Annotated in this window: 19 protein-coding genes, 1 tRNA gene and 1 pseudogene; 18 read left to right on the top strand and 3 right to left on the bottom strand. The window is 64.1% G+C overall.

What is annotated here, in order from left to right; all coding sequences use genetic code 11:
* Positions 1 to 7: 7 nt before the first annotated feature.
* The 6 genes from F9Z44_RS16045 (at position 8) to F9Z44_RS16070 (ending at position 5,301) form a co-directional block, all read left to right on the top strand.
* Entirely contained in the window at positions 8 to 865 is an 858-nt protein-coding gene (locus tag F9Z44_RS16045) for a 3',5'-nucleoside bisphosphate phosphatase (protein ID WP_159607736.1), read from the top strand.
* Positions 865 to 1,773 carry a DMT family transporter gene (locus tag F9Z44_RS16050; protein WP_159607737.1) on the top strand — a complete coding sequence of 303 codons (909 nt, stop codon included), beginning with the start codon at positions 865 to 867 and terminating at the stop codon, positions 1,771 to 1,773. The genes F9Z44_RS16045 and F9Z44_RS16050 overlap by 1 nt, the downstream gene beginning before the upstream one ends.
* A 19-nt stretch (positions 1,774 to 1,792) precedes the next feature.
* Positions 1,793 to 2,428 (top strand): L-threonylcarbamoyladenylate synthase, encoded by a 636-nt coding sequence (locus F9Z44_RS16055; protein ID WP_159607738.1) that lies wholly within the window; start codon positions 1,793 to 1,795, stop codon positions 2,426 to 2,428.
* A 62-nt stretch (positions 2,429 to 2,490) separates the two neighbouring features.
* On the top strand, positions 2,491 to 3,159 hold the full coding sequence (locus F9Z44_RS16060; RefSeq protein WP_159607739.1) for a site-2 protease family protein: 669 nt from the start codon (positions 2,491 to 2,493) through the stop codon (positions 3,157 to 3,159).
* Between the two features lie 7 nt (positions 3,160 to 3,166).
* Complete coding sequence (locus F9Z44_RS16065) at positions 3,167 to 4,459, top strand: tryptophan--tRNA ligase (protein WP_159607740.1); 1,293 nt, start codon at positions 3,167 to 3,169, stop codon at positions 4,457 to 4,459.
* Between the two features lie 248 nt (positions 4,460 to 4,707).
* Entirely contained in the window at positions 4,708 to 5,301 is a 594-nt protein-coding gene (locus F9Z44_RS16070) for a LuxR C-terminal-related transcriptional regulator (RefSeq protein WP_082585758.1), read from the top strand.
* 23 nt (positions 5,302 to 5,324) lie between these two features.
* Here F9Z44_RS16070 and F9Z44_RS16075 read toward each other — a convergent pair whose 3' ends face one another.
* Positions 5,325 to 6,755 carry a sensor histidine kinase gene (locus tag F9Z44_RS16075; RefSeq protein WP_159607741.1) on the bottom strand — a complete coding sequence of 477 codons (1,431 nt, stop codon included), beginning with the start codon at positions 6,753 to 6,755 and terminating at the stop codon, positions 5,325 to 5,327.
* A gap of 117 nt (positions 6,756 to 6,872) precedes the next feature.
* Here F9Z44_RS16075 and F9Z44_RS16080 point away from each other — a divergent pair.
* The 8 genes and pseudogenes from F9Z44_RS16080 (at position 6,873) to F9Z44_RS16110 (ending at position 12,509) form a co-directional block, all read left to right on the top strand.
* Positions 6,873 to 6,960 (top strand) — tRNA-Ser (locus F9Z44_RS16080).
* A gap of 234 nt (positions 6,961 to 7,194) precedes the next feature.
* Positions 7,195 to 7,305: pseudogene (locus F9Z44_RS23000) on the top strand (IS3 family transposase); the annotation flags it as partial.
* A gap of 319 nt (positions 7,306 to 7,624) precedes the next feature.
* Positions 7,625 to 8,335 (top strand): FCD domain-containing protein, encoded by a 711-nt coding sequence (locus F9Z44_RS16085; RefSeq protein WP_328793955.1) that lies wholly within the window; start codon positions 7,625 to 7,627, stop codon positions 8,333 to 8,335.
* A gap of 36 nt (positions 8,336 to 8,371) precedes the next feature.
* Positions 8,372 to 8,920 carry a VOC family protein gene (locus tag F9Z44_RS16090; RefSeq protein WP_159607743.1) on the top strand — a complete coding sequence of 183 codons (549 nt, stop codon included), beginning with the start codon at positions 8,372 to 8,374 and terminating at the stop codon, positions 8,918 to 8,920.
* A 41-nt stretch (positions 8,921 to 8,961) separates the two neighbouring features.
* Entirely contained in the window at positions 8,962 to 9,825 is an 864-nt protein-coding gene (locus F9Z44_RS16095) for a fumarylacetoacetate hydrolase family protein (protein ID WP_159607744.1), read from the top strand.
* 15 nt (positions 9,826 to 9,840) lie between these two features.
* The gene (locus F9Z44_RS16100; protein ID WP_159607745.1) at positions 9,841 to 10,836 is read left to right on the top strand and encodes a zinc-dependent alcohol dehydrogenase family protein; all 996 of its coding nucleotides are present in this window, start codon (positions 9,841 to 9,843) and stop codon (positions 10,834 to 10,836) included.
* A gap of 79 nt (positions 10,837 to 10,915) precedes the next feature.
* On the top strand, positions 10,916 to 11,884 hold the full coding sequence (locus tag F9Z44_RS16105) for a Bug family tripartite tricarboxylate transporter substrate binding protein (protein WP_159607746.1): 969 nt from the start codon (positions 10,916 to 10,918) through the stop codon (positions 11,882 to 11,884).
* 46 nt (positions 11,885 to 11,930) lie between these two features.
* Complete coding sequence (locus F9Z44_RS16110; protein ID WP_159607747.1) at positions 11,931 to 12,509, top strand: amino acid synthesis family protein; 579 nt, start codon at positions 11,931 to 11,933, stop codon at positions 12,507 to 12,509.
* A gap of 131 nt (positions 12,510 to 12,640) precedes the next feature.
* Here F9Z44_RS16110 and F9Z44_RS16115 read toward each other — a convergent pair whose 3' ends face one another.
* Positions 12,641 to 12,781, bottom strand: coding sequence for a hypothetical protein (locus F9Z44_RS16115; protein ID WP_159607748.1), 141 nt, complete (start codon positions 12,779 to 12,781; stop codon positions 12,641 to 12,643).
* A gap of 166 nt (positions 12,782 to 12,947) precedes the next feature.
* Between F9Z44_RS16115 and F9Z44_RS16120 the strand changes: the two genes are divergently transcribed.
* On the top strand, positions 12,948 to 13,457 hold the full coding sequence (locus F9Z44_RS16120) for a DUF2703 domain-containing protein (RefSeq protein ID WP_236574162.1): 510 nt from the start codon (positions 12,948 to 12,950) through the stop codon (positions 13,455 to 13,457).
* 210 nt (positions 13,458 to 13,667) lie between these two features.
* Positions 13,668 to 14,930 carry a glycerophosphodiester phosphodiesterase family protein gene (locus tag F9Z44_RS16125; protein WP_159607749.1) on the top strand — a complete coding sequence of 421 codons (1,263 nt, stop codon included), beginning with the start codon at positions 13,668 to 13,670 and terminating at the stop codon, positions 14,928 to 14,930.
* 72 nt (positions 14,931 to 15,002) lie between these two features.
* Here F9Z44_RS16125 and F9Z44_RS16130 read toward each other — a convergent pair whose 3' ends face one another.
* Positions 15,003 to 15,935, bottom strand: coding sequence for a patatin-like phospholipase family protein (locus tag F9Z44_RS16130; RefSeq protein ID WP_159607750.1), 933 nt, complete (start codon positions 15,933 to 15,935; stop codon positions 15,003 to 15,005).
* 239 nt (positions 15,936 to 16,174) lie between these two features.
* Between F9Z44_RS16130 and F9Z44_RS16135 the strand changes: the two genes are divergently transcribed.
* On the top strand, positions 16,175 to 16,954 hold the full coding sequence (locus tag F9Z44_RS16135) for an SDR family NAD(P)-dependent oxidoreductase (RefSeq protein WP_201449977.1): 780 nt from the start codon (positions 16,175 to 16,177) through the stop codon (positions 16,952 to 16,954).
* A gap of 51 nt (positions 16,955 to 17,005) precedes the next feature.
* A complete protein-coding gene (locus F9Z44_RS16140; RefSeq protein ID WP_159607752.1) occupies positions 17,006 to 17,653 on the top strand; it encodes a TetR/AcrR family transcriptional regulator in 648 nt (215 codons plus the stop codon).
* Positions 17,654 to 17,782 lie beyond the last annotated feature (129 nt).

The following is a 17,782-nucleotide window of genomic DNA, read 5'->3' on the forward strand; positions in this document are numbered from 1 at the left end:
TGACCTTGTGAACACCTTGACCAACGCCGACCTGCACTGCCACTCCGTCGTCTCCGACGGCACTCTCACGCCCGAGGCACTGGCGCAGCGCGCACAGGCCAACGGCGTGGAGTTGTGGGCCTTGACCGACCACGACGAACTCGGTGGCCAGGACCGCGCCATGGCGGCTGCGCGTGCAGTGGGCATGAGCTACCTCACCGGCGTCGAGATCTCGGTGACCTTCCTGGGCATCACGGTGCACATCGTCGGCCTGGGCATGGACCACACGCACCCCGCTCTGCTGGCCGGCTTGCTGGCCACGCGGGGCGGGCGCGAACAGCGGGCGCGCGACATGAGCGACGATCTCGCGCGCGTGGGGATCAAAGGTGTCTACGAGGGCGCCTTGAAATACGTGGGCAACCCCGAACTGATCTCGCGCTCGCACTTCGCCCGCTACCTGGTGGAAATCGGCGTGAGCAAGGACACCAACGACGTCTTTCGCAAATACATCACCGAAGGCAAGCCCGGCTTCGTGCCGCACCGCTGGGCCAAACTGGCCGACGCGGTGGGCTGGATCACGCAGTCCGGCGGCGTGGCGGTGATCGCCCACCCGGGCCGCTACAAGCTCACGCCCAATGAAGAATTCGCGCTGTTCACCGAATTCAAGAACCACGGTGGCCAGGCGGTGGAGGTGATGACCGGCGCGCACAACCAGTCCGACTACGTGAAGTACGCGGGCTACTGTGAGGAATTCGGCCTCGCCGCCTCGCGCGGCAGCGACTTCCACAGCCCCGAGGAAAGCCACACCGATCTGGGCAAGCTGCCAGACCTGCCGGGCAGTGTCACGCCGGTATGGGAACTGCTGCAGTCGCGCATCCTGCAGTGATGGCGCAGCCAACGCGTTACCCGCCCGCGCAGGCCGCGCTCGGCATCGGCTTTCTGGTCCTGGCCACGGCGTGTTTTGCCGTGCTGGACACCACCGTCAAATACGTCGGCGCCTTTGTACCGGTGCTGCTGGCGGTGTGGTTTCGCTACGTTTTCCACGCGGTGCTGGTGAGCGCCGTCATGCTGCCGCTGCGCGGGCGCAGCCTGGTGCAAACCGCCCACCCCCGCTTCCAGGTGCTGCGCGGCACCCTGCTGCTGGCGGTGAGCGCCATTTCGTTCGTGGCCCTGCAGTACATGCCGGTGGGCGAATTCACCGCCATCGTCATGATCACGCCGCTGGTGGTCACCTTGCTGGCAGCGCTGTTCCTGCGCGAGCGCGTCGCGCCGCTGCGTTGGCTGCTGGTGTGCGGCGGCTTCGCCGGCGCGCTGCTGGTGGTGCAACCCGGCGGTGACGTGATCGGCTGGGCCAGCCTGCTGCCCCTGGTGATGGTGTTCACCTACGCCTGGTTCCAGATCCTCACCAGCAAGATGGCGCGCACCGAAGACCCCATGACCATGCACTTCTACACCGGCTGGGTCGGGGCACTGCTCTCCAGCCTCGTGCTCCCCGTGGTGTGGCAGGCCGTGCCCGACGCGGCCACCTTCGCGCTCCTGTGCCTGATTGGCCTGATGGGCACGGTCGGCCATTTCCTGCTGATCCTGGCGTTCCAACGCACGCAGGCGTCCACGCTCACGCCCTACCTCTACGGCCAGATCGGCTTTGCCATGTTCTGCGGCTGGCTCGTGTTCGGCCATGTGCCGGGCCGCCTGGAGCTGATCGGCATCGCGATGATCGTCCTGTGCGGCGCCACCGCCAGCTGGCTCACCGCGCGCGACCGGCGCCTGCCGGTGGAGCAACCCGAGGCCTGAGCCGGAACACAATCGCGCCATGTCCCAGTTCTTCGAAGTCCATCCCGAGAATCCTCAGCCGCGCCTGCTCAAGCAGGCGGTGCAGCTGCTGGAGCGCGGCGGTGTGCTGGCCGTGCCCACCGATTCAAGCTACGCGCTGGTCTGCCACCTCGACGACAAGACCGCTGCCGACCGCCTGCGCCGCATCCGCCAGGTGGACGACAAGCACCACCTCACGCTGATCTGTCGCGACCTGAGTGAACTCGCCAGCTACGCGCGGGTTGACAACCGCCAGTACCGGCTCTTGAAACTCGCCACACCGGGGCCCTACACCTTCATCCTGGAGGCCAGCAAGGAGGTGCCGCGTCGCCTGAGCCATCCCTCGCGCAAGACCATCGGCCTGCGCGTGCCCGAGCACAAGACGCTGCTGGAGTTGCTTGGCCTGCACGGCGCGCCGCTGCTCTCCACCACGCTGATCCTGCCCGGCCAGACCAGCCCGCTGAACGACGCCCAGGAGATCCGCGAGCGTCTGCAGCACGAACTGGCCGGCGTGATCGATGCGGGGGCCTGCGCACTGGAACCCACCACGGTGATAGACCTCACGCCCATGGGCAGTGGCGAAGATCCCGAGGTGATTCGCTCAGGCCAGGGCGCCCTCGGTCCACTCGGCCTCTGAGCCCGCCCGGCGGGGTACTCGCCCAGTCTGGGACAATACGCGTTTGCCCCGAGCGCACCGCCATGGATTTCGCCCAGATCGTTCAAACCGTCGCCCTCTACGCCATCCCGGTGCTGTTCGCCATCACGCTGCACGAGGCGGCACACGGCTATGCGGCGCGGCACTTCGGCGACCGCACCGCCGAGCTCATGGGACGCATCACGCTCAACCCGGCCAAGCACATCGATCCGGTTGGCACCATCGCCATGCCGCTGATCCTGTATTTCGCCACTGCTGGAGCGTTTCTGTTCGGGTACGCCAAGCCTGTGCCGGTGAACTTCGGGCGCCTGCGCAACCCCAAGCGCGACATGGTGTGGGTCGCGCTGGCCGGGCCCGGGGCCAACCTGTTCCAGGCCATCGCCTGGACCGTTCTGCTCTATGTGCTGGCGGCGCTGGGTGTGCAGGAACAGTTCTTCCTGCAGATGTGCCGCGCGGGCGTGCTGGTGAACCTGGTCATGTTCGCGTTCAACCTGTTTCCCCTTCCACCGCTGGATGGCGGGCGCATTCTGGTGGGCCTGCTGCCCATGCGCCAGGCCGTGCTGGTCTCGCGCGTTGAGCCCTGGGGCTTCTTCATCGTGATGGCATTGGTCATCACCGGCGTCGTGGGCAACCTCTGGCTGCGCCCCCTGATGATGCTCACGGGTGCAGCCATCGAAGTGCTGCTCACACCCCTTCGCATGCTGATCCTCTAAACGCACCATGAAAACACAACGCGTCCTCACGGGCATCACCACCTCGGGCACGCCCCACCTGGGCAACTACGTCGGCGCCATCCGCCCCACCGTGCGCGCCAGCCGCCTGGCCCAGGTCGAGAGCTTCTACTTCCTTGCCGACTACCACGCACTCATCAAAGTGGGCGAGCCCGCGCGCGTGCAGCGCTCCACGCTGGAGATTGCCGCCACCTGGCTGGCCTGCGGGCTCGACCCCGAGAAAGTCACCTTCTACCGCCAGTCCGACATCCCCGAGATTCCCGAACTCACCTGGTTCCTCACCTGCGTCACCGGCAAAGGCGTGCTCAATCGCGCACACGCCTACAAAGCATCGGTCGACAAGAACAATGCCGCCAACGAGGACCCGGACGCTGGCGTGACCGCCGGCCTCTTCATGTACCCGGTGCTGATGGCGGCCGACATCCTCATGTTCAATGCACACCAGGTGCCGGTGGGGCGTGACCAGATCCAGCACATCGAGATGGCGCGCGACATCGCGGCCAGCTTCAACCATCTCTACGGCGACCACTTCACGCTGCCCGAGGCCGCCATCGAAGAGCACGTGGCCACCCTGCCCGGGCTTGACGGCCGCAAGATGAGCAAGAGCTACGACAACACCATCCCGTTGTTCGTGCCGCGCGAGCAATTGAAGAAGCTGATCATGGGCATCGTGACCGACTCGCGCACTCCCGGTGAACCCAAGACCACCGAGGGCTCTGCCGTGTTCCAGCTGTACCAGGCTTTTGCCTCGACCGACGAAACCGCTGCGCTGGCGAAGGCCTATGCAGACGGCATCGCCTGGGGCGAAGCCAAGCAGGCCCTGTTCGAACGCCTGGACCAGGAGATCGCACCACTTCGTTTGGTCTATGACGAATTGATCCAGGAACCCGAGCGAATTGAAAAGACTTTGAAAGCGGGCGCTGAAAAGGCTCGCGCCATTGCCACCCCTTTCACATCGCGACTGCGACACGCCGTCGGTCTGCGCCCGCTCCAGGTGGCTGCAACTCCCGTGGCCACCAAAGGCAGCAAGAGCTCGTCCCCCAGCTTCAAGCAATACCGCGAACAAGACGGACTGTTCTATTTCAAGTTGCTCGACGCCCAAGGCGAGCTTCTGCTGCAAAGCACCGGCTTCATCGGTCCACGCGATGCAGCTCAAGCCATGACGCGCCTGCAGCGCGAAGGCAACGCGGCGTTGGAAAGCATGGCCAGCCAGTTGGCGTCCCGGGGCGACGCCGCAGCGGTGTCTGCTGCATTGCAGTCTTTCAGCGAGCACGCCAATTGATCCCGCGTGATCTGGATGCAGCAATGCCCCGACAAACCGATGTTACGAAAGGGCGCCTTCTTTTGGATAACATCCCCGCTCCCATGGGCGTACCATGTGGGGTATCCGATGCCAGCCCAAACCGGGTGACACATATCGTGCAACAAGTCCCATCCACGGACTGTTTTCGCCGGAGGCGACTATCGCCAAAGGTTCAACTTGTCGATATGCTCTTTGGTTGAAACCAATTATTACCAGCACAGCCCGATATGAGTATTTTTGTTATTGACGACCACCCGCTCATGCGCGAAGCCGTCGTCATGCTGCTTCGCCGCCTTCGGGCCTCGACCCAGGTGATTGAACTCGAAAGGCTGGCCTCCGTGAGCAAGGCCATTGCCGAACACGGTGAGCCGGAGCTGGTTTGTCTCGATCTCAAACTGCCCGACACCAACGGTGTGTCTGGCGTGCGCGAAGTCCGCCAAATGCTGCCCGACACGTCGTTGATCGTGCTGTCGGCCTCGCCGTCATCCGACTACGAAGACCTCGCCCGCGAGGCCGGTGCCGACGCCTACGTGGAGAAATCTGCCGGTGCAGCGCAGATCGCCAAGGTGCTGCGCGAATTCCTGACCGACGAAGTCGAAGACGAAAACGCTCCCACCATTCCGGACAAGCTTTCCAAGCGCCAGAAACAACTGCTGGTCATGCTTGACCGTGGCCTGAGCAACCGCGACATCGCGGAACAACTCCAGATCAGTGAACACACGGTCAAAGTGCACCTGTGGCGTCTGTTCCGCCGGCTCAACGTCAAGAGCCGCTCGCAGGCCAGCCACCTCGCCCGCACCGCAGGCTTGCTGGACCTCTGACCCCGCAGGTGCAGCGGCCTGTGTCAGGCCGCGCTGCGCACCACCGTGGGCTCGGGCAGGCCAGCAGCCTCCTGCTGGGTGAAGGCAGGCAACATCACCCTGAACACACTGCCCCGGTTCGCCTCAGAAGTCAGGGCCAGCTGGTAGCCCATCAGCGACGCCAGCTTGGACACGATCGTCAAACCCAGACCCAGGCTGTCCTCGGTGCCCTGGTGTTGCGACACGCGAAAGAACTCCTGAAAAATTGCCTGCTGATGCTCGCGCGCAATGCCGACACCTGTGTCCCACACTTCAAACACCAGCATGTCCTCGCGATGACGCAGGGCCAGCAAAACGCCGCCCTGGTGGGTATGCCGAAGCGCGTTGGACACGAGGTTGCCAAGAATGCGACGCAGCACGACTGGGTCCGACCACAGCGTGGTGGGACGCGTGTGGGAACGCAGGCGCAACGATTTCCCCACCGCCACCGGCTCGAACTGCAGCGACAGATCGGCAAACAGCTTCTCCACGTCCACGTGCTGCAACCGCACCTTGTAGTTGCCAGCGTCGATGCGCGTGAGGTCAAACAACGAATCAAACAACTCGTTGATGGCGCGGGTGGACTGCAGTATTCGCGGCGCAATGTCGCGCGCCATCTCGGGCTCGGTGGCCAGCCAATCGGCATAGAGGCTGAGCGCATGCACAGGCTGGCGAAGGTCGTGCGCGGCTGACGCCAGAAAGCGGTTCTTGGTGGCCACCGCGCGCAACGAGGCACGGGTCTGCAATGTGAGCGAGTCGATCAGTTCCTGATTGGAAAACTGCAACTCAAAACTGGCGTGGTGCACCTGATGCATGCGCGTGCCCGTCATGAAGAGCAACCCCCAGAAGGCCACCAGCAGCGCCATCAACACCAGTCCGGTCTGCATCGAGCCAGCCGGCTGGGCTGAAAATACCGTGACGCCGACCAGACTCAGGAACACCGAGAGCATCAGGGCGTTGGCGTAGGTGCGGTACACCGGCAGGTAGGAACTGAAGGCGGTGAGTGTGAGCAAGCCCTGGCCCAGCACAACCAGAGCGCAGACGAACTGCGTGGCCACAGGCGCCTGCTGGTAACTCAGCAAAACAGGCCCGCCCCACAGCAAAGCCACGGCGGCCCAGGTCCAGTGGTAGCGGTTGATGAAGGTGATGCGCTGTGGCCCTTCCAGGCTGTCATAGCGCAAACGGTAAATACCGATCAATCGGTAGCGGTAGACCAGCATGGCCAGCATCAAACCGGTCCAGACCAGCAACCCAACCGTGCTGACCTCACCCGCCATCATGTAAACGAGCACCGGCAGCGAGAGCGTGGCCGCCACCAGCGACGGACCCATGTTGTCCATCAACACCCCGATGAGTTGGGAGTTCACCCAATGGTCACGCACTTCGGGCGATGCCGGCACGTGTTGGTAGGTCGCGGGTTGGGTGTCGACGAGCATGGGTGGGTTGAGTGCGGCGGTAGGCGCATTGTCTCACCGGCCTTGCGCGCCACGCACGCAAACGACCGGGCTCTGATCGCCTGCTATACTCGCCGGTTCTCGACGAAGACCAACACCGGAGAGGTGGCAGAGTGGTCGAATGTACCTGACTCGAAATCAGGCGTACCGCAAGGTACCGTGGGTTCGAATCCCACCCTCTCCGCCAGCAAGTCCAGAAGCCCCTGTTACCCAGGGGCTTTTTTGTTGGCCGAACCCCAGTGTTCCCGCAGGTTCGGGATGCCTCAAATTCTCTGCCCACTCTCTGCATTGCCGCCAGGGGAGTTTCTCCAGGCCTTGGGGAGTTCATCTCTCTCCTCTCGACGGTGAGAGTGACCTGGCCCCTCCGGCCGTACCAAGTTGAAGCTGGTGAAGTCCGTCAACCACCAGGAGAAGGACGGACATGCAGGAGAGCAGATTCACCGAAGAACCAATCATCTGCTTCCTCAAGCAGGCCGAGGCCGGCTTGCCGATCAACGAGCTGTGTCGCAACGGCGGGTTTGGGGGTGCAGCGACGGACTTGGGAGACGTCGAGGTGGGCAGGCAGCTTCTGGATTCTGGGCTTTGGTTTGGGCTTCGAGCGAGGGTGGGACTTGGCGGAGCTGAGCGATGGGCGTTTCATCGAGGAGCCTCCTGCGCCGACGTGGCACGGGAGGTAATGACGCTTTGCTGGCGGCACGGCTCGTGTGGTTTTTGAAGTAACCGTATCGAACGGTCACTAATGGACGCCGGCCCGCACCAATCCGATCCGTCCGATCCGGCACGAGAGTCAATACGTCTGCCGCCAAAGAAACATCTTGCATAAAAGATGTTTTATGCACAAAATTCACTTTGTGCAAAATACAATCCATCATGAACTTACCACCCACACCGGCCAGACGCTGTCGGAGCAGGCGTTCCTGCGCCTGCGGCGCGATGTCATCGGCGGTGCCCACGCCCCCGGCGCCAAGCTCAAGGTGGACGAGCTGCAGGAGGCCTATGGCTATTCGAGCAGTCCGCTTCGAGAGGCCTTGAACCGTCTGAGCCAGGAGGGACTGGTCAGGGCGGACGACCGGCGCGGCTTTCGCGTGGCACCGATCTCATCAGAAGACTTGGCCGACCTGACCCACATGCGGCTGACGGTGGAAGTGCCGGCGTTGCGCCTGGCCATCGAACACGGCGACGATGCGTGGGAAGCCACCGTGGTGGCGGCCGCCCACCGGCTGGAGCGCGCCGAGGCCCAGCTCGGCGAAGGCCCCCAGGTGCTCGATGAGACCTGGAGCCAGGTGCACCGGGACTTTCACATGAGCCTGCTGGCGGGCTGCCCGTCGCAGCGGCAACTGGCCTTGAGCGCGAGCCTGTTCGATCAGGCCGAACGCTACCGCCGCTTTTCCGCGCGCCACCGTGTGAGCTCGCGCAGCAAGAACCGCGAACACAAGCGCCTGCTGGAAGCGGTGCTCAAGCGCGACGCAGACACCGCCTGCGCCCTGCTGGCCGAGCACACGCAAGGCACGCAGCGCAACGTGGAAGCGGCGTTGCAGCGCATGCGCTCCGCCGTCAACTGACACCCCTGTTTCCGCCACCTTCCAGAAGGGCTGCCCATGCTTTCCGTGACCCGACCCACGCCTTCTCACTTCGGCATCTACGCCACCGACCCCGACCTGCTGGCGAACTTCTACACCCGGGTTTTCGGATTGACGCAGACGGATCGCGGCCAGGGCAAAACCTTTCCGGTGGACCTGATCTTTCTCAGCGCCAGCCCCGACCAGCACCACCAGCTCGTGATCGCTGGTGGTCGGCCGAAGGAGGCCACCTTCAGCACCGTGATGCAGATCTCGTTCGTGGTCCCCAGCATCCAGTCGATGCGCGAGATCCGCCAGAGCGCGCTGGCTTCCGGAGCGACCAGGATGCGCGGGCTCAATCACGGCAACGCGCTGTCGATCTATTTCTCGGACCCCGAAGGCAACACGGTGGAGGTCTACATCGACACACCGTACTACGTGGCCCAGCCCCACGGCGATCCGCTGGATCTCGACAAGAGCGACGACGAACTGATGCGCGAGACCGAGGCCATCTGCCGTGCCGACCCGACCTTCATGCCGATCGCCGAGTGGCAGGCGCGCTTTGCGCAGCCAGCGCCGCGCGCCTGATCCCCCAAAACTTCCACCTCACCCCATCGTCAGGAGACTTCATGCGACTGCTTTCATACCTTCACAACGGACAAGAGAGCTACGGCGCCGCCGTGGGCGATAACGTCGTGAACCTCAGCCGGGCCTTCCCGCAGTGCCCCACGCTGGCCGATTACCTGGGCGCGGGCCGCTGGCAGCAGGCAGCCCAAGACGCCGCGGGCCAACCGGTGGACGGTTCGCTGGCTTCGATCACTTACCTGCCGGTCATTCCGCGTCCGGAAAAGATCGTCTGCGCGGTGCGCAACTACATGGACCACCACAAGGAAGTGCTGGCCGCCGGCATGCAGCGCGAGCTCTCCGAAGAGCCGCCCATCTTCCTGCGCGTGTGGCGATCGCAGGTCGCCCACGGACAGGCCATCGTGTGCCCGCGCGTGTCGGAGTCGCTGGACTGGGAGGGTGAGCTGGCCGTCATCATCGGCAAGGAAGGGCGCGACATTCCGGAGGCCAAGGCCTTCGAGCACGTGGCTGGCTACGCCTGCTACAACGACGGCAGCGTGCGCGAGTGGCAGTTCCACGCCAAGCAGATCGCCTCGGGCAAGAACTTCGAGTCCACCGGTGGCTTCGGCCCGTGGATGGTCACCGCCGACGAGATCGAACCCAACGCCGAGCTCAAGCTCGAAGTGCGGCTCAACGGCACGGTGGTGCAGTCCAGCCACACCGGCCACATGATCTTCCCCATCGCCAAGCTGATCAGCTACGCCTCCACCATCTTCACCCTCGTTCCCGGTGACGTGATCGCAACCGGCACGCCTGCGGGCGTGGGCTGGAGCCGCAAGCCGCCGCTGTTCATGAAGCCCGGTGACGTCTGCGAAGTGGAGATCGAGCGCATCGGCACGCTGGTCAATCCCATCGCGGCGCAAGCCTGAACGAGGCCAGGCCCCGTGCAGGCGGTTCAGGTTCACAGGCCGGGTGGTCCCGATGCGCTGCAGCTGGTCGAGCTGCCGGAGCCCCAGGCCGACGCCGGTTCGGTGCGGGTGCGCGCGCGGGCGATCGGTGTCGGTCGCCCCGACGCCTTGATCCGCACGGGCACCTACAAATGGATGCCCCCCTTGCCCGCCATTCCCGGTGCCGAACTGGCCGGTGTGGTGGACCAGGTGGGTCTGGGTGTCACGCAGTGGGCAGTCGGTGACCGCGTGCTGGTCAGTGCGCGCGACCTGCCACAGCGCGGCGGTTGTTACGTTCAGGCCATCGTCGTCCCCGAAGCCTCACCGTACCGGCTGCCCGACGCCATCGCGTTCTGCGACGCCGTGAGCCTGCCCAATCTTCAACTGGCCCAGGCGCTGCTGCTCGGGCTCAACGGTGGCCGGGCCGATGCGCGCAGCGTGCTCATCACCGGAGCCTCCGGCGGCGTGGCCACCATGCTGGCGCAGCTGGCAAGGCACCACCGCATGCACACCCTGGGCACGGCGCGCACAGCCGACAAGCGCGCCTATGCCCTGGCCCATGGTTTCGACGCGGTGCTCGATCCGGCCGGGCCGGACCTGCCGCAGCGCGTCAAGGACCTCACCGGTGGCGCGGGGGTGGACCTGGCGCTGGACCCGATCGGCGGACAGACCCTGATCGACTGCCTGCACAGCCTGGCGCCGCTGGGCACGGCCGTCTCTTACAACATCGTCTCCGGCCCACCCGCACAGGACGTGTTTGCCACCTTGCGCAGCCTGCTCGGGCGCAGCCTGGCGGTGCGCTGTTTCTCGATGCACACCTTCGACGAAGACACCCAGCGTCGACGCGCGCTCATGCAGGGCGCCATCGACCTGATGGCCGCCGGCCACGTGAAAGCGCCCACCCCCACCACGCTGTCGCTGAGCAATGCGCGGCAGGCCCACGTCCTGCTGGACGCCGGGCAAGTCACCGGAAAGATCGTGCTGCAACCCTGACCCGATTTCAAACCCGCGGAACAACGCCACGGCACGCACCGTGGCCGCCGCTTCATCCACCCCGCAAAGGAGACATTCCATGCAACGCAGACATTTGATGCAGGCCGGCGCCGCTCTGGCCGTCACACCCTGGTTTTCGGCCCTGGCCGAAACGTACCCAGACCGCCCCATCAAGATGCTCCAGGGCTTTGCCCCGGGTGGCAACGCCGACAACATCGCCCGTGTCATCGGCATCGAAATCGGCAAGACACTGGGCCAGCCGATCGTGGTGGAGGCGCAAAGCGGCGCCGGTGGAACGCTGGCCGCCGGCAGTGTCGCGCGTGCCAAGCCCGACGGCTACACGCTGCTGCTGGCCACGGGCGGCCACGCGGTCGCGGGCGCGCTCTACAACACGCTGCCCTATCGAACCGTGCAGGACTTCGACGCCGTCTCCACCATCACCTTCTTCCCGTTCCTGGTGGTGACGACCGCCGAGTCCAAATACAAGAGCTTCTCCGATGTGCTGACCGCCGCGCGTGCGGCACCCGGCTCTGTTGCGTACGGCACGGCGGGCATCGGCTCCACGCACCACCTGGCGGGCGAGTTGCTGGCCAAGATGGCCGGTGTGCAGATGCTGCACGTGCCTTACCGTGGCGACTCGGCATCGCTGACAGCGCTTCTCTCCGGGGATGTGCCTTTCATCATCGCCCCTCCGACAGCGGTGTTGTCCAACATCAAGGGTGGCAAGTTGCGCGCCCTGGCGGCCACCGGCCCCCAGCGTTGGCCTGGCCTGCCCGACGTACCCTCCGCCGCAGAGCAGGGCGTGGCGGGATACGACGTTCGCTCGTGGGCCGGCGTGCTGGCACCCGCAGGGTTGCCCAAGCCGGTGCTGGATCGCCTCAACGCCGAGATCAACAAGGCGTTGCTGCTGCCGTCCGTGAAAGCCCGCCTGGAAGAGATGGGCGGCGAAGCCCGGGGCAGCACGCCCGAGGAGATGAAGACGATGGTGGCGAACGAAACCCAGCGCTGGACGCAAGTGGTTGCCGACGCCAAGATCCCGAAACAATGAACCGTCCCGCCCGCGTTGGCGGCCTTCTCCCAACCAACCGCACACCATGTCCCTGATCGAAATCCGCAAACGCAGCCTGACCATCGAAACCATCCTCCACGAAGGCGGGCCGCCGCCAGCCGTGCCCCTGAAGCTGGCGGCGGCGTGCGCGGTCATCCGCAATCCCTACGCAGGTCGCTACGAGCCCGACCTGCTGCCTTTCATGGCAGAGCTTCGGGGGCTGGGCACGCTGCTGGCCGAAGAGTTGGTGTCCACCCTGGGGCGTGAACAGGTGGAGGTCTACAGCAAGGCCGCCATCGTGGGGGTGAACGGCGAGCTCGAACACGCCGCCGTCTGGCACGAGGCCGGTGGCTGGGCCATGCGTGCGGTGCTGGGCGAGCCCAAAGCCATCGTTCCCGCCTCCAAGGCGGTCGCTGCCACCGGGTACCGGTTGATGGTGCCCCTGCACTACATACACGCGGCCTATGTGCGCAGCCACTACAACAGCATGGAGATCGGCATCCAGGACGCGCCGCGTCCTGACGAAATCCTGTTTGCCCTCGTCATGGGGACAGGCGGACGCATCCACTCGCGCCTGGGCGGTCTCACCAAAGAAAAGGTGTCGGTGCACGATGGCCAGCGCTGACCTTGGAGGACCCTGACGCAGTCCTGTCTTGACTTACCGAACCGTACCGCAGGTCAGCGGTTGATCGGTACGGCCTGGAACCGAGACCCCAGGCACCGCTGGTGTGGCGGACGGTGCGAAGCCCGATGGCGTCAGGCCGTCAAAAGTCCACGCTCTCGCGCCATGGTCATGGCCGTGTCTTCGATCATGTCTTCCTGGCCACCAACGTCGAGGAGGTCGGCTGGACTAAAGCGCACAGCCCAGATCAGCAAGAACACCAATCCAACAAGCATGATGGTATGGAAGGCCGCCTTGGTTAGCGCCGCTGAGTCTCACAGCAATACCTTCTGAATTGCGCTCAATCAATCCCAGAGGGAATCCAACACCTATGCTGAACAAAAAAGTTCAGGGAGTGAGTGGCGGAAACCGGGGCAAGCCCCGGGTACTCCTGCCGAGGCAATGCTTGCGGCGCTGGAAGGCGACCAGGGTTTCAAGGAGCGTGTGGTGAAACAGATGCCGATTGTGTGGAAGCGCCTCGTCAAGGGCGGCGCGACTTGCGCCCGTTGCGAAAGTACCGGTCTGGAGCTTGAAGCGGCGGTCACAAAACTCGCTGACGCACTGCGACCGCTGGGAATCGAACCTGTGCTCGAAACGCGGGAAATCGACGAAGCGGCGTTCAAGGACAACACCTCGGAATCCAACCGCGTATGGATTGGAGGAAGATCGATCGAGGAATGGCTGGGTGCAGCTGTCGGGATGAGCCGCTGTTGCTCTGTGTGTGGTGAGTCGGATTGCCGGACACTCGAGTTAGACGGGCGCATCTACGAGACCATCCCGGAAAATCAGTTCGTCAGAGCCGGATTGATGGCTGCCAGCGAGGTGATGGGTTCGCCATCGTCGCAGGTCGGGGCCACTGCATCATGCTGCAGCGCTTCTTCGGGTGCAGACGCCACGTCCGCCAATTGCTGAGGAACGCAAGGGGTTTGCCGCGACTGATCGGCGTAGCTGCGATCACACATCCGGCGCATCATCACAGCACCCCCTCAAGGGCACTTCTGCGCCTGCGCCTGCGCTGAACCCCACACTTCTGCCACGAACCTGCCACAAAGGCTGCATAGCATGGTCTGAGCGTTTCGCCTGCAGAAACGCTCACCGTCCCTCAACCACCCAAGGGTAACCATGCGAACTTTCATTTTCGGTTGCTTGCTGCTGAGCCTCTCCAGCACCATCGTTGCCGCTTCACCCCGGCTCGAAAAGTCCATCCACGAGGTTGAGCGTGTCAACCATGTGCAACTGGGCCAGCGCCCTTTCTTTCTGGTGGACGACATGTCCGAGAGCCCACTGAAAGAGCAATTGCAGCAGTGCGCCCAAAGGGGCCAGTTCACCCCGCGTGACTTCTCCATCGGCCACCGCGGTGCCGCGATGCAGTTTCCCGAACACACGATGGAGTCGTATGTGGCAGCTGCCCGCATGGGCGCCGGCATTGTGGAATGCGACGTGACCTTCACCAAAGACAAGGAGCTTGTCTGCCGTCACGCACAAAACGACCTGCACACCACGACCAACATTCTCGCCACACCGCTGGCCAGCAAATGCACGCAACCGTTTGTGCCCGCCAAACTCGATGCAAGCGGTACCCTTGTGTCACCAGCCACGGCTGAATGCCGCACGAGCGACATCACGTTGGCCGAGTTCAAAACGCTGCGCGGCAAGATGGACGCGTTCAACCCGCGTGCACGCACGGTCAATGAGTTCATGGGGGGGACTGCCAACTGGCGTACCGACCTGTACTCGGGGCCCACCAGCGGCACGCTGATGACGCACCAGGAAAGCATTGAGCTGTTCAAGCAGCTGGGCGTCAAGATGACGCCCGAACTCAAGAGTGCCAGCGTGACCATGCCTTTCGAGGGGTTCACGCAAGAGGCCTATGCGCAGAAGATGATCGACGAGTACAAGCGCGCGGGCGTTCAGCCCAACCGTGTGTGGGCGCAATCGTTCGATCAGCGAGACGTGCTGTACTGGGTGCGCAACGAGCCGGCATTTGGTCGTCAAGCGGTTTACCTCGACGACGCGAATACAGTGGCAGACCTGCCGAGTCAGGCCGAGTTGGTGAACTACAAAAACCAGGGCATCAACATCGTGGCACCTCCGATCTTTGCGTTGCTGAGCGCCGACGCATCGGGCCAGATCGTTCCTTCGCAATACGCGCGCAACGCCCGCTCGGCCGGCCTGGACATCATCACCTGGACCTTGGAGCGTTCCGGCCTGCTGGCGGACGGCAACAACGGCTTCTACTACCAGACGTTTGACTCGGCCATCAAAACCGAGGGGGACATGCTTCGTGTGCTCGACGTGCTCGCAAAGGACGTTGGCGTGATCGGCGTGTTCTCAGACTGGCCGGCCACCACCACGTTCTACGCCAACTGCGCCAACCAGCAGTAGCTTGCAAGCCGTCATGCCGGCGCTCAACCAGAGACGGACTGAAGAACGCACATCGGATGCACGGGCGACCGTTCAGGACCGCAGGCCTTGGGCGCTCAGACTTTGCTCCAGCGCCGGCATGAGCGCCCGGGCGGCTGACTCCCCGATCTGGCGGGACTCCAGGAAATAACTGCGCGCGGGGCGTGCCCAGTAACCCACAGGCGGATGGATGAGGAAGTCGGCCTTGGCCACTTCGGGTTCGATCCGGGCACGCCTGCGCAGATCGCGCTGACGTAACGCATCGCTGGCGTCCGGGGGTGTGGCCCCGGCGCCGGGCGAGACATCCACCGCGATGACGAAGTGGGCGCCGGCTGCGCGCGCTGCCGACACCGCTACAGGCAGCGACTCGTCACCGTCTTCGTACTCCACGCCACCGATACCCACCGGCGAAATGATCCCGGGCATGGCACTGGATGCGCGCACCGCCACACCGGTGTTGCCCCGCATGAAGTACCGTGCAGCCTTGGTCTCTCGCTCGGTTGCCACCACCACGAGGCGGCGAGGCAGGTTTTCCATCGCTCGCTGGCCGATGCCACGGTTGACGTAGTCCTGCAGCTTCTGTCCATGCACCCAGCCGCGATCAGCGAAAGGCGATGGGTCGAAAAGGGTCAGTGGTCCGCCCTGCAACGACAGCTCATCGATGCGCGCCGCGGACAGGCCGCTGGCCCAGAAGGCTCCGAGCACCGCACCCACGCTGCTGCCCACCACGAGGTCGGGTACAACGCCCGCCTCCTCCAGAACCCGCATCACGCCAATGTGCGCATAGCCACGTGGCCCACCACTTCCAAGGACAAGCGCCAGACGCGGAGGTGGCTCCAACCGTGGCACGGCCGCCATGGCCTGCGGCGCATCCGACTCCCGGTAGTCAAACGCAGCACATCCGCTCAGAGCCAGCAAAGGCAATGTGCTCAGCCCCAACAAGGCTTTGCGGCGATCGATCCGGATGGGTTCGAGTTGGTTTTTCAAGTGAACTCCAAGGCAGAACTGCAGATTGATGACCCATGTTTTCCGCGTTTTGTTGACACTGTCTACAAGTATCAACAATACTGCTGACACTGTCAACACGACAGCTTTTCTCCCAGTTCCTTCAACCAATGCTCATGGAGGTGCTCATGCGCCCGCCTTCCTCACTCCTTGCTTCAGACACACCCGACGGATATTCGCGGCCGGCAAATCACGAGACGGCGAAGGAGCCCACCTGGGCGATGGTGACGGGCGCCTCCGACGGTATCGGCCGCGCGTTCGCAAGGTTGCTGGCAGCGCGTGGGCACTCGCTGGTGCTCGTGGCGCGCCGGGGTCCGCAGTTGCTCGAACTGGCTGAGGAATTGAGGTGCACCCACGGAACCAGATGTCTGGTGTTTGAGGTCAACCTGGCACGCGCTGGATCGATTGCTTCGCTGGAAATGGCGACTCGAAGCCTGGACATCAGCATGCTGGTGGCTGCGGCGGGGTTCGGCACTTCGGGCGAACTGCTGGATGCACCGCTGGATACGGAGCTGAACATGCTTGATGTCAACTGCGCTGCCGTACTCGCCCTGTGCTGGCATTTTGGTCAACGCTTTCGGCAGCGCGGCGGCGGCGGCGTGGTCCTGATGAGTTCGTTGCTGGCTTTCCATGGCGTGCCACGCGCGGCCCACTACGCTGCGACCAAGGCCTACGTGCAAACACTGGCCGAGGGCTTGCGCGTGGAGTTCGCGCCCCTGGGCATCGACGTGATTGCCAGTGCGCCAGGACCGGTTGCGACAGGCTTTGCGCGACGTGCCAACCTGCACATGCCCCGAGCGTTGGACCCTGACATCGTCGCCCGGGAAACACTGGCGGCCCTGGGCCACAAGACCACGGTGCGCCCTGGTTGGCTATCCAAGCTCTTGGGCTGGACGCTGGCGATGTTGCCGCGCTGGGGTCAGGTGCGCGTGATCACACAGGTGATGAAAGGCATGACGGCACACCAATCTCCAGAACGTGCGGCCAGTCGTCCGCGCTGAGCTGCGTGTTAGCCTTCGCAGGAATCAATCCATGCGCGCACACCCACCCGAATGCCCCGCAAGAAGGACGCTCCCACCCCACCGCAAGATCTGCGCGACGCCTGTGTCGAGGCTGCACGCGAGGTGATCGCAGCCCATGGCGTCGAAAACCTGAGCCTGCGTGATGTGGCGCGGCGCCTTGGGGTGTCACACCAGGCGCCTTACCGCCACTATCCCAGCCGGGACCACCTGCTGGCCGAGGTGATGCGGCGTTGCTTCGAACGCTTTGCAGCCTTTCTCGATGCGCGCGGGACGCACGAAGAACCGCGTCAGGACCTCGAAGCTTTGGGCCGGCAGTACATGAGCTTTGCCCAGGCCAATCCCTTGGAATACCGGCTCATGTTCAGCACGCCCTGGCCCCAGGCAGCCGAACATCCCGACCTTGCGCGGGACGCCACCCACACTTTCGATATCCTGCGCCGGGTGCTGCACCGCGTGCATGGCGTGCGAGCGAAGCGGGAAGCGGTTGACCTGGACGCTCTCTACATTTGGTCAACCCTGCATGGCCTGGCCGGTGTGATGAACGGCAATTGCATTGGTCAACTCGCCCTGAGTGCGCGAGTCCACCAGAAGGCCGTGGAACACGCCATGTCCATGGTGGACAGAGGACTGTTTTCCCGAGAGGCGATGTCCATCCAGAATGCGCCGATCGCTCGGTGAACGCGGATCAATTGATATGGCCTGCTCGGAATCTGGTCGACCCCAGCATCTCACTGGGAGTGGTTCGGTCCCGCCTACCCCACCGCCAGACATGAAAAAGCCCCGCTCTGCGGGGCTTTTTGCTGGGCG

Source organism: Hydrogenophaga sp. PBL-H3 (assembly GCF_010104355.1).
Taxonomy (GTDB): domain Bacteria; phylum Pseudomonadota; class Gammaproteobacteria; order Burkholderiales; family Burkholderiaceae_C; genus Hydrogenophaga.

Coding starts and splice junctions, on each gene's coding strand:
- F9Z44_RS16050 (WP_159607737.1), top strand. CDS start 865: ATGGCGCAGCCAACGCGTTACCCGCCCGCGCAGGCCGCGCTCGGCATC.
- F9Z44_RS16055 (WP_159607738.1), top strand. CDS start 1,793: ATGTCCCAGTTCTTCGAAGTCCATCCCGAGAATCCTCAGCCGCGCCTG.
- F9Z44_RS16060 (WP_159607739.1), top strand. CDS start 2,491: ATGGATTTCGCCCAGATCGTTCAAACCGTCGCCCTCTACGCCATCCCG.
- F9Z44_RS16065 (WP_159607740.1), top strand. CDS start 3,167: ATGAAAACACAACGCGTCCTCACGGGCATCACCACCTCGGGCACGCCC.
- F9Z44_RS16070 (WP_082585758.1), top strand. CDS start 4,708: ATGAGTATTTTTGTTATTGACGACCACCCGCTCATGCGCGAAGCCGTC.
- F9Z44_RS16075 (WP_159607741.1), bottom strand. CDS start 6,755: ATGCTCGTCGACACCCAACCCGCGACCTACCAACACGTGCCGGCATCG.
- F9Z44_RS16090 (WP_159607743.1), top strand. CDS start 8,372: ATGCTTTCCGTGACCCGACCCACGCCTTCTCACTTCGGCATCTACGCC.
- F9Z44_RS16095 (WP_159607744.1), top strand. CDS start 8,962: ATGCGACTGCTTTCATACCTTCACAACGGACAAGAGAGCTACGGCGCC.
- F9Z44_RS16105 (WP_159607746.1), top strand. CDS start 10,916: ATGCAACGCAGACATTTGATGCAGGCCGGCGCCGCTCTGGCCGTCACA.
- F9Z44_RS16110 (WP_159607747.1), top strand. CDS start 11,931: ATGTCCCTGATCGAAATCCGCAAACGCAGCCTGACCATCGAAACCATC.
- F9Z44_RS16115 (WP_159607748.1), bottom strand. CDS start 12,781: ATGCTTGTTGGATTGGTGTTCTTGCTGATCTGGGCTGTGCGCTTTAGT.
- F9Z44_RS16120 (WP_236574162.1), top strand. CDS start 12,948: ATGCTTGCGGCGCTGGAAGGCGACCAGGGTTTCAAGGAGCGTGTGGTG.
- F9Z44_RS16125 (WP_159607749.1), top strand. CDS start 13,668: ATGCGAACTTTCATTTTCGGTTGCTTGCTGCTGAGCCTCTCCAGCACC.
- F9Z44_RS16135 (WP_201449977.1), top strand. CDS start 16,175: ATGGTGACGGGCGCCTCCGACGGTATCGGCCGCGCGTTCGCAAGGTTG.
- F9Z44_RS16140 (WP_159607752.1), top strand. CDS start 17,006: ATGCCCCGCAAGAAGGACGCTCCCACCCCACCGCAAGATCTGCGCGAC.